The 9,865-nt window shown below is 29.2% G+C and carries 9 protein-coding genes; all 9 read right to left on the bottom strand.

Features of this window, described 5'->3' with window-relative positions:
• Positions 1-211: 211 nt before the first annotated feature.
• Positions 212-1,459: a hypothetical protein gene (locus HSX10_RS18150; RefSeq protein ID WP_173589674.1), complete on the bottom strand. Its 1,248-nt coding sequence runs from the start codon at positions 1,457-1,459 to the stop codon at positions 212-214.
• A 163-nt stretch (positions 1,460-1,622) separates the two neighbouring features.
• A complete protein-coding gene (locus HSX10_RS18145) occupies positions 1,623-2,180 on the bottom strand; it encodes a hypothetical protein (protein ID WP_173589673.1) in 558 nt (185 codons plus the stop codon).
• 194 nt (positions 2,181-2,374) lie between these two features.
• Positions 2,375-3,316, bottom strand: coding sequence for a Kelch repeat-containing protein (locus tag HSX10_RS18140; protein ID WP_173589672.1), 942 nt, complete (start codon positions 3,314-3,316; stop codon positions 2,375-2,377).
• Positions 3,317-3,503: 187 nt separating this feature from the next.
• A complete protein-coding gene (locus tag HSX10_RS18135; RefSeq protein ID WP_173589671.1) occupies positions 3,504-4,007 on the bottom strand; it encodes a hypothetical protein in 504 nt (167 codons plus the stop codon).
• Between the two features lie 225 nt (positions 4,008-4,232).
• Positions 4,233-5,549: a thioredoxin family protein gene (locus HSX10_RS18130; RefSeq protein ID WP_173589670.1), complete on the bottom strand. Its 1,317-nt coding sequence runs from the start codon at positions 5,547-5,549 to the stop codon at positions 4,233-4,235.
• Positions 5,550-5,573: 24 nt separating this feature from the next.
• Positions 5,574-6,020, bottom strand: a complete 447-nt coding sequence (locus HSX10_RS18125; protein ID WP_173589669.1) for a protein-disulfide reductase DsbD domain-containing protein — start codon at positions 6,018-6,020, stop codon at positions 5,574-5,576.
• Positions 6,021-6,214: 194 nt separating this feature from the next.
• On the bottom strand, positions 6,215-6,562 hold the full coding sequence (locus HSX10_RS18120) for a hypothetical protein (RefSeq protein ID WP_173589668.1): 348 nt from the start codon (positions 6,560-6,562) through the stop codon (positions 6,215-6,217).
• A 213-nt stretch (positions 6,563-6,775) separates the two neighbouring features.
• The gene (locus HSX10_RS18115; RefSeq protein WP_055444607.1) at positions 6,776-9,055 is read right to left on the bottom strand and encodes an nSTAND3 domain-containing NTPase; all 2,280 of its coding nucleotides are present in this window, start codon (positions 9,053-9,055) and stop codon (positions 6,776-6,778) included.
• Between the two features lie 245 nt (positions 9,056-9,300).
• The gene (locus HSX10_RS18110; RefSeq protein ID WP_173589667.1) at positions 9,301-9,711 is read right to left on the bottom strand and encodes a hypothetical protein; all 411 of its coding nucleotides are present in this window, start codon (positions 9,709-9,711) and stop codon (positions 9,301-9,303) included.
• Positions 9,712-9,865: the final 154 nt, after the last annotated feature.

The following is a 9,865-nucleotide window of genomic DNA, read 5'->3' as shown; positions in this document are numbered from 1 at the left end:
TTCCGAGGCTGCTTTTGCAACAGTTAATAAAGCGATATTTTGGTCTTTAGCAATCATTTTCTCGCATTGGCTACAACGTTGTTGTATATGGTTTGTTGCGTGTTTCAAGCAACTAATTTAGTAAATAATTACGGACAAAGAAAGTCCGCGAGGACTTTCGCAAGTAGGCAAGAAGCCAGCAATAAATTATATACGGTGTTACCACACGTTTTTATTTCGGTAAGTGGTACAACTGTATTGCTAATCTTAATTCTCTATTTTTATCTCCGTTAATATGAAATCGGTAGTTGAACCAATTTTCATCAGTATTATTTTCATAGCTCAAATAATTCTCGTGATTTTTTGTGCTCGTCTTAACTTTTTCTAAAATTGAACTGAAATCTTGTTGTCTAACAAACATTATTACAGAAGCTTTTGTATCTCTCCAGGTTAGATAATTTAATAATTGCGAAATTGTATTTAAATAACCTTTTTCTCCACTCCAAAATTTACATTCAGCTATGAAGATAACAGAACTATCGTATCGTAGTTGAATATCCGTTTTTCCTGATTTATTAAATGTTTCTCCGCTCGCACTTCCAAGTTCAAAGTTTGGGTCTAAAGTCATTAGAATATGGTCTCGTAAATCTTCTTCGCCTTTTCCTTTGTAAACACTTGGCATTCTCTCAAAATTCTTACCAACGTCATTTATAAGTTTTAAAATATGTCGGTAACTTTCATCATTCAGAGTTGGCTCTGGTTTAAATCCTTTTTCTGTCACTACTGGTTTGCTAATTTTTATTTTTTCCTTCAGTTGTGGTTTAGGTACAGAAAAAGTATTCGTAGTAGAATTTTTTCTTTTTAAAGGAACTCCCAAAGAAGACATTAAGCTGTTTTTGTTCAGTAATGCGTTTTTACGTTTACTAAAAACACTATTTAAGTTTGATTTAAGGGAACTATTAAATTTTTCGATATCAGCTATCAAGCTGTCATAATTATTTCTAATACCTCTGGCTTCGCTATCAAACCTTTTTTTTATTGCAGGTCCATCGTTATCGAAATTTATAAATTCTGTTGAAATTGAATCACTATTGACTTTAAAATCTCCACCACCACCAATATAGAAACTCGAAGCTGGACTATAATTAAGTAAGTCAACGTTTCCGCTGGCTGGAATAAAAAATTGAATTATTTCTTTTTTAATTTTATCCACTCCAAATCTATCGTATCTGGCTGAAAAATATTCCATTGGAATATCATCTTCATAACTATCTGCATAAACATCTTCGTAGTGAATTATTGGAATTTCCATTTGATTTGAATTCGCCAAATGTTCCAAGTATTCAGTTGGATTTACGTTCAAAATGTAGTCTTCGGTTTCGCTTTCTATTGTTTGAGTAAGTCGTTGGAAAATCGAACGAAATTTTTCATCAATTCTACCTGACCCGAAAATTTTTGAATGGTTTGAATGTCTGTACATAGGTTTTTGTCAAATGTGTGGTAACGTTGTTGTGTTATGGAAAGTTGCGTTTAAAGTGAACGGCTATTTTCCGCAGGAAAATAGAAGTTTACAAAAATGCGACTAACTTTGGTTAAGCTAAAAATAAGCAATTTTTTATACACAGTGTTGTAAGCAGTTTTTTTTAGTTCGTATGTGTTTCTATATCTGCAATATAATTTAGTTCAGCCCAATCTACTATATTATAATTTACAAATTGGTTTCTCCATTCTATTTCTTGACCAACAGGAACATAAAATCGAATAATTCCGCTATTCAATTCTGAATTGTGTTTTTCGTTCAATTCCAGTTCGTTCATTGAATTAAGCCAGTCATTTTGATAGTCAATATTTTCCATTCCAAAAAGTCGTGGGAAAATCGTTATTTCATTTGTTTGAGAATGCAAATATCCTGTTACAAACCAATTAATTCCGTCATTTGTATAAGTTTTGTTATTAAGAATATCTAAAACGTATTGTAAGTTGTCTGATTCCAAATTTGAAGTAAAATTTAATGAGTTCACATTATCAACTTGATGGTCGAAAAGATTAATAAACTCAAACAAATCATTTATGTCAGTTCCGCTTTTAATTCCAACAGAAACTTCTCCAGCTACAAACTCTCGTGTGTCGGTTTCAGAATCATCATTTGAACACGATGATAAAATTCCTATAAATGATATTAGAAGAATTAATTTTTTCATAATTATTGTTTTTTAATAGATGCTAAATTTCCGAAATGGTTGCGTCAAATTGCTTACAACGTGTTTGTGTATGGCTCGTTGCGGAAAATCAGCTATGATTTTCTGCCGTAACCGAAAGATAGCAAATTGCAATGAATTCCGATTAGGAATTCAGCCGCAATGAGCTATACACGTTGTTGTGCATAGTACTTTTATTAAAGTAGTGAGGCTTTTACAACTTTTACGGTCATTAAATCAGGCATAGGTGATACCAAATCAATATAAGCTACAAAGATTTCATCGTTTAAAATAGTTATCCCTCTTATGGTGATATTATCTAAATTCAGTGACGTAGTTAATTCACTATATAAATTGGTAGTTGTATCATAGATTCCTATAAATGCACTGCTATTATCAGACTCCTTATTTCCTCCAACAAATATTGTATCATTATATATTGAGGTAAATGATTCATAAATTCCAAAAGGAAGAGTTTCTTGACTCCAAATATCATTTGTTATATCGTAAATGTTTAATTCGTTATAAATAGTTGTTAAGTCAGTACCACCAAACATATAAAGCTTATCGTTAAGTACTGAACCATCAGCATGCATTCTAATGCCATTAGGGAAAACAGATAACTCATTAAAAGTCTCACTATTTGTGTCAAAAAGTTTTAAAGGCATATCTGTACAATCATGACACCTTTCTCCAGAGAGTATGATTATGTCGTTATTGTACTTTGTTGATTTTGAGTAACTTAACCCATTATAATAATTTATATCATTTATATTTGAAAGGTTTAAATCATATTTAATGGTACTTATATATGAGAATGAATAAATTGTATTGTTTACAATTTCAATTTGTCTGCTTTCAGTATCATCATCGTGGATTATTTCAGATTGAGTAGAGTTTGACAAATTATATTTTATAACTCTTTCAAATTGTTCAGGCCAAACATCTTCATTTGAAGAAGTTATGAATAAAGAATTTGTGCTAACATCACTGATTATATCCATATCCAAAGTATCAACTTGAAAAGACATTACTTCGGTAAAATCCAATGAATTTGAATTTTGGATAGAAAGTTCATTGTCAGATGAACAAGAACTAAATGTAATTGCGATTAATAAGAGAAAGGTTAGATTTTTCATAGATTTTTATTTTTATAACGGGGGAATTTTGTTGGTATTATGCACAACGTGTTTGTGTATGGTTAGTTGCGTGGTTTAGCGACTAAGTTAGCAAACATTTACGAACCCGTGAATATTCCGCAGGAATATTCGCAAGTAGGCTAGAACCAAGCAATTAATTATACACGGTGTTGTACGCAGTATTTGTTTAATTTAATTCAAATATTTTCCATTCAGAAATTAAGCTATCTAACTCAATTCCATTAATTTTTTTTCTGTTTTTGTTTAAATTAGGAAACTGAGTCAAAATTCCATAATGTTCAATAATTATATTGTTTTCAATTGTGGAATATAGATTTAATTGATATTCAGTACCATTATTATCTTTTTTTCTAAAGGCATCACTTTCTTCGTATAAAGCTCCACTTTCATCTTCAGGAATAGCTAATTTCCAAATATGCAATACTTCTCCTTTTTTCGGCTCTTTTCTAACACTTACCCATTGATTTCCCAATAATTGTTTATTCACATTTTTGGAATACATAAAGCTTTTAATTGTTGGAATATTAGCTGATATTCTAATTTCATTAGCCTTTTTTCCATAAGCAAGAGTATAAGCTTTATATTCATTAAAAAGGAATTTTGCGATAAACCAAACAACGACAAATGCAGTTATTTTCAATAATACGGAAGCTCCTTTTTTTAAATTCATATGTTCAATTCTAATTTTTTGAGCGGTTTTGGGATATTGCGTACAACGGTTTTGGCTATGAGTAGTTGCGAGGTTTAGCACTAAACTTAGCAAGTACACACCAAACTGAAAATCCGTGAGGATTTTCAGAAGTAGGCGAAAACAAGCAATTACTTATAGCCATTGTTGTGTGTAGTTTTTTTATTTTACTTGAAATTATCTGCTATTTTTTTATTGTGGTAACATTTATAAGCTCAATGAGAGACTTAATCCAAAAGACCTATTACTCTGTTTACCTTCAATAGAATTAAATAAGTCATTCATACCGTGTTCGTAATATATTTCAAATTCTAATTCATTAAAATCTCCTATATGTGGTGATATACCAAATCGTACACCATAATCATTATTACTTATGCCTAATCTGTCTTTATTTAAACGGATTGCATAATAAGGCGCACCGATGAGTCTTACAGCTCCAGGTAAATTAAATAGTGAACCTTTATAAATTGAATACCCAAATTCAAAAGGTATTTTCAGATAGTTAATAGCTAAACCATCAATTCCTTTTGAAGAGAATCCCAAACCAGTCCTTATTAAATAACGTCTATTATAATCTATTGAATAGAATGCGTCTATTGTAATTCCTGTTCTTGATTTAGTATTTGATAAATTATTTATATTATTATTTACAAGTCCAAGACGTAGTCCTATTCCTTTGTCTTTATTTATTGTTTTTTTACTGATTATGTTGGGCTTTCTAGGTTGTGTGAAATTGTCTATAAATAAAAACTCTAAAAATTCATTTATTTTCATACTTCCAACCTTTTCTTTAAGTATATAACCATCACTATTTAGTATAAATAAATTGGGAATACCTTCACCAGAATAAATTTGACGAAGCTTTTCTCCCTTTTGTGAATCAGTATCAACCTTTAATGTTATAAAATCAGACGTTATTCTATTATGTACCTCCTTATTACTAAAAATATATCTGTCCATCCATTTACAAGGACCGCACCAGCCAGCTGTGAAATAAAGTAATATGTTTTTATTTTGTTCTTTAGCATCCAATAAGGTTTTTTTAAAAGAATTTTTAGAAAAAGTTTTTTCTACAATTTCTGATTTGCTTGATTGATTAATTTCAACATTCGACAGCAGTGTAATATAATTTTTGGGTTGGGCTTTCCAAGAGCCTTTGGAATCTTCCTCGTACATTATATTTATTATCTTAGCCTGACGATTAATTGGCGGAAAATCTATAACATAAGTATATCCATTTACTTCATTAGGTTTAGTTTTTATATTCTTTACTCTTAAAAGGAAGAGTCTACTAGTGTCAATCTCTGTTTGTATGAAAAAATTATTATTTAGTTTGTAGGCTATACTGTCATTAGTTTTTTTATCGAAATGAAAGATTGATAGACTGTCTTTTAGTTCTATTTTTACTAAATCCCCAAAATAATTACTCGAACCGTTTTCAGGATTTTTGATTAATATTTGAGAAAAACTTGCAGAATATATTGAAATAACTATTGCTGTTACTATTACCTTTTTAATCATTTAGTTTCTGTTTTTTGAATGATATTATAATTTATTAATTTTAAATTCAATTGTTTTATTACCTCTTATGCAAGTTTTGTCATTACAGGTCATAAAGGTGATTTTCCCAATAATTTTGAATCGTTTTTTACTAGTTACTTTGATTCTTTGACTGAAAATTGCCTTATTATCAAAGGATTTAATCTTATTTTCGAAAACAGGGTCAAAAGTAGCTTCCTCAATAGGCTCTTTAACTACTCCAACTAACTTATAGTTTTTACTCTCATTAAAACTAAAAATCGTAGGAAGTGGACCATTATCTGGAACTGTTTGCGAGTATAAATGATAATTAGGCTCTAAGGTTGCCATAATTACTAAGTCGTATTCTTTATTAGATATTTTGGTTGTTTTAGTTTCCCAAGATATAGTTTTAATTTTTTGAGAATAACAAACCATAGTTGTTAAGAGAAATATTACAAATATATTTTTCATTGATATCTTTTAATTATAGTAAATTTTTTTGTTCAAGTGGCTCAAAATTACACACAACGTGTTTGTGTATGGTTAGTTGCGTGGTTGAACACGTAATTTAGTAAACTTTCACGAACCTGCGAATATTCCGCAGGAATATTCGCAAGTAGGCTATAACCAAGCAATTAATTATACACGGTGTTGTATGTAGTGTTTTATTCTACGTACGCAATATTTTCTCCTATTTTATATCTCAATTGATGCTTTTTCAATTCAGGTTTTTGACTTATTGTTCCTCCATTTAGATTAACTTTAAAAGCTCCAAATACTAATACTTCTTGAGTTTTTTTATCAATAACAATTTTCTCAGCATTCACAAATTCAAATACACTAGTTTTTAGATTAGCATTTCCAATAAGAGTAATCGTTTTCTTATAAGAGTCAAGTTTGACTAATTCATCTGCAGAATAGGTTAATTCATTTTCGGTTTTTATTTCTTCTTGCGCATAGCTATTCATTCCTAGTGCAAAAATTAGACTTACTGTAATAAATATTTTTTTCATAATTCTCTTATTTTAATGTTCAAATTGTGTTTTTAGAATTGGTTGCTCCCATTACATACAACGTGTTTGTATATGGTTTGTTGCGTGGTTTAAGCAACTAATTTAGTAAAAATTACCGATCAAGAAAGTCCGCGAGGACTTTCGTAAGTAGGCGAGAAGCCAGCAATAAATTATATACGGTGTTGGCAACAGTTTTTTATTTATTCCTACGTATTATGAACGTTCAAAAATAGCATCTATATCATCCTCATATGAAGTTTCCGAATTGTAACTTCCTCCCATTTCATTATCATACTCATAATCTTCGTTTTCTAGATAAGTTATTGCCATATCATCTATATCCAAACTAGATATAATGTTTGTATTACTAAAACCAATCTTTTCTAAAACCTTTTCATTAAAATTTTCTAAAAACGAATCTAAAGTAGTGGATATGTCGGATTCAATTCCTTTTTTATCGAGGTCAAAATCAGGATAATTTTGGCGATCAATGTAACTTCCGAAATCAATGTCTAAATCGTTATTTTTGACAATATCTTCTAAATATAGTTCGATGTGATTCTCAACTTGAGAAAGGATATTTTCGTCATTAATTTCAAATTTATCTATAAAATTTAAAAGTTCAATTAATTCGTCTTCATCTAAAAAGTCTTCTATAAAATTATATAAAAACTTAAAATCTTCAAATTCTATTTCTGGATCAAAATCTGTTAATATTGATAATAATTCAGATAAATTATTTCCTTTAGGATTGTTAGTGTTTACTAAGGTTTTTAAAAAATCTTCAATCTTTGTGTTTAAACTTTCATTAAAGAAATCTAAATAAGAAAGTAGTATTAAGTAATCCCAATCTTCTTCTTCCATTTTACGTTCAAAAAAGTAATCAAATAAATCTTCTTGAATTTCTTTTAAGCACTGCTTGTTAATTTTTCTGAAAACCGAAATAGTATTTAAATTCCTTAGTGATGTTTCTGTTTCTAATGATTTTAAGATGTTTGATATTAATTCACTTTCATTAGAATAGGAACTGTGAATAAAGTCCGTAATTGAAGGATTAAAAAGAACATATTCATATTTATTTTCTTCTATTTGATTTCTATTGACTAATGATTTTGTAGCTAGTTTTCTAATAGCTTCAAAACTTTTGTCAGATGAATCTCCTAAGTTAACTGTATGAATCTTAAGAAATGTATTATATGAACGTCTAAGGTCTTGTTCTGATATTTTCCCGTTATTGAATACAGTTAAAAACACTAATGCTCTAATACAATCATCAGTTTGATTCTGAAAATAATCTGCCCAAATATCTTCTGGGTGTTCTAATTTGTTTTTAATATAAGGCCAATATTTTTCAGGAAGTGTACTTCCAACTCTTATATTATCTGTTACGAATTCAATTATTCTAGGATTGAAATTCCGATGATTTATTATGTCTTTGTACCTTTTATCTTCATATATCTCGTCAAGATATTCTTTATTCAAGTTTGAATGATATATGTGGTTGTATAAAATTTGTGCTTTATCAATTTTTGTTAAATTTTCAACTCTAAGTAAAAATTCATTATTTCGAATATTGCCATTTTGAAACCTATGGCTCAAACTATAAGCCTTATTTAAAATATTTGTTCTAGAAGTTAAGATAAATTTTTTGGATTTATCCTTACAAACTCTATTTATGAATTTGACAATATGTGAATCTCTTTTGTTGTTTATAGCATCATACAAATTACTACCTAAAAAATCATCACAGTAAAATAAAATTTTCTTTTTTTCTTTTTCTCTAAGTAAGCTTTCTGCTTCGCTAATATTTTCTTCAATATCGCAAAATTCATATCCTTTTGCAGTATAATAAAGAGCTAAGTTATCAGCTAGAGTTGTCTTACCAATTCCAGGTTCTCCTGTTAAAATTATAACATTATTTTCTTCTAAAATTCTTAATCCTTTTTTGTGGTTTTCTGTAATAGCATATTTATATGAGTTTTCTTCAATTTCACGAATTGTTGACTCACTTCTCCCTTTAATTGCATTATTATGAATTAAATCTAGCACAGAAGTACTAGTTATCCATAATTTAATATTTTGCTCAACTATGTCTTGGTTTTCTTTTCTTGTCAAGAAATCGTTTAAATCTTCTTTTCCGAAAATGTCATCATCTCTTTTAATAAAAGGTTGAAATATTTCTTTTATTTCCTGCTTATTTAATCTTGATAACTTCTTTGAAGTAATAAAGATATATTTTTCTGGATTGAGTTTTTTTACCTTTTCTACTTCCTCAGATTTTAATTTCGAAATTAGACTTTTGTATGTTGTCTCAACATAATGCTTACATTGGATAATTCCTTCTTTCTTTTTACCAATCCAAAATCTACCATCAACACCTCCATCTTTTCCTGCTTTGAATGTCTCAATCCTTTTGCTTAAAAGTTTACCAATAACTGATGCTCCTAAAGCTTCAAATTCTCTGTCATTAAGTCTCGAAAGGTCATATTCCATATTTTTACTTGAGTTTAATTCAAAGGTAATTTTATTTTAATATTTGGACAGAATTATTTTACTAATTGAAGATAATGGTTTGTCTGTTAGTAAATTGTTGCCAACGTTTATGTATAAGAATAGTTGCGGGTTTGTATGCGAGGATTTTCCGAAGGAAAATCAGATGTTACAAACACGCAACAACCTTTGATTAAGCACTAAACCGCAATTATTTTTATACGGTGTTAGCAAATCGTTTTTTATTTTCATATCGTTTGAATTCCGATAAATAAAGTTCCGACAATTATTATTAAAAGTCCGAACGAAAATAGTTTATCAGAATTTTTTACTTGTGGATTTTTAGCTCCAAATCCGCTATTTATTTCGTCAGAATATCTCAAAAAGAGTATAAAATCTCTTTTATGCAGATTCTCACTTATCCGTTTAAAAAATCGGTCAAAAATCCAATAAATTATTGGAACACAAAATCCGAAATACATTATTCGGTCATTTCTAAATTCAGCATTTGAGTATAAAATTCCGAACAATCCAATTATCAAAAGTCCGACACAAATCAGCCACACTATTTTCGGTTTCATCCATTTCGTTTTTCTTGTGTAAAGTATAAAGAAACTAATTCCGAGTGCAATTCCAATTCCGATTATACTGTTATCCAATTCTATTTATTTTTCTTTCCGTTAAGTTGCTCTCAAATGTTTGCTAACGTGTTTGTGTATGCTTAGTTGCGTGGCTTGGCAACTAAATTAGTAAACTTTTACGAACCTGAGAATATTCCGAAGGAATATTCCAGATAAGCAGAAACCAAGCAAT

Origin of the sequence: Winogradskyella undariae (assembly GCF_013285155.1) — a bacterium.
Lineage (GTDB): Bacteria > Bacteroidota > Bacteroidia > Flavobacteriales > Flavobacteriaceae > Winogradskyella > Winogradskyella undariae.
The sequence above is the reverse complement of the archived record's forward strand: the minus strand, read 5'-3'. Positions and strand labels throughout refer to the sequence as shown.

Bases quoted from the DNA above. Each gene is read 5' to 3' on its own strand.
- HSX10_RS18145 (WP_173589673.1), bottom strand. From the start codon at position 2,180: ATGAAAAAATTAATTCTTCTAATATCATTTATAGGAATTTTATCATCG.
- HSX10_RS18115 (WP_055444607.1), bottom strand. From the start codon at position 9,055: ATGGAATATGACCTTTCGAGACTTAATGACAGAGAATTTGAAGCTTTA.
- HSX10_RS18150 (WP_173589674.1), bottom strand. From the start codon at position 1,459: ATGTACAGACATTCAAACCATTCAAAAATTTTCGGGTCAGGTAGAATT.
- HSX10_RS18135 (WP_173589671.1), bottom strand. From the start codon at position 4,007: ATGAATTTAAAAAAAGGAGCTTCCGTATTATTGAAAATAACTGCATTT.
- HSX10_RS18130 (WP_173589670.1), bottom strand. From the start codon at position 5,549: ATGATTAAAAAGGTAATAGTAACAGCAATAGTTATTTCAATATATTCT.
- HSX10_RS18120 (WP_173589668.1), bottom strand. From the start codon at position 6,562: ATGAAAAAAATATTTATTACAGTAAGTCTAATTTTTGCACTAGGAATG.
- HSX10_RS18125 (WP_173589669.1), bottom strand. From the start codon at position 6,020: ATGAAAAATATATTTGTAATATTTCTCTTAACAACTATGGTTTGTTAT.
- HSX10_RS18140 (WP_173589672.1), bottom strand. From the start codon at position 3,316: ATGAAAAATCTAACCTTTCTCTTATTAATCGCAATTACATTTAGTTCT.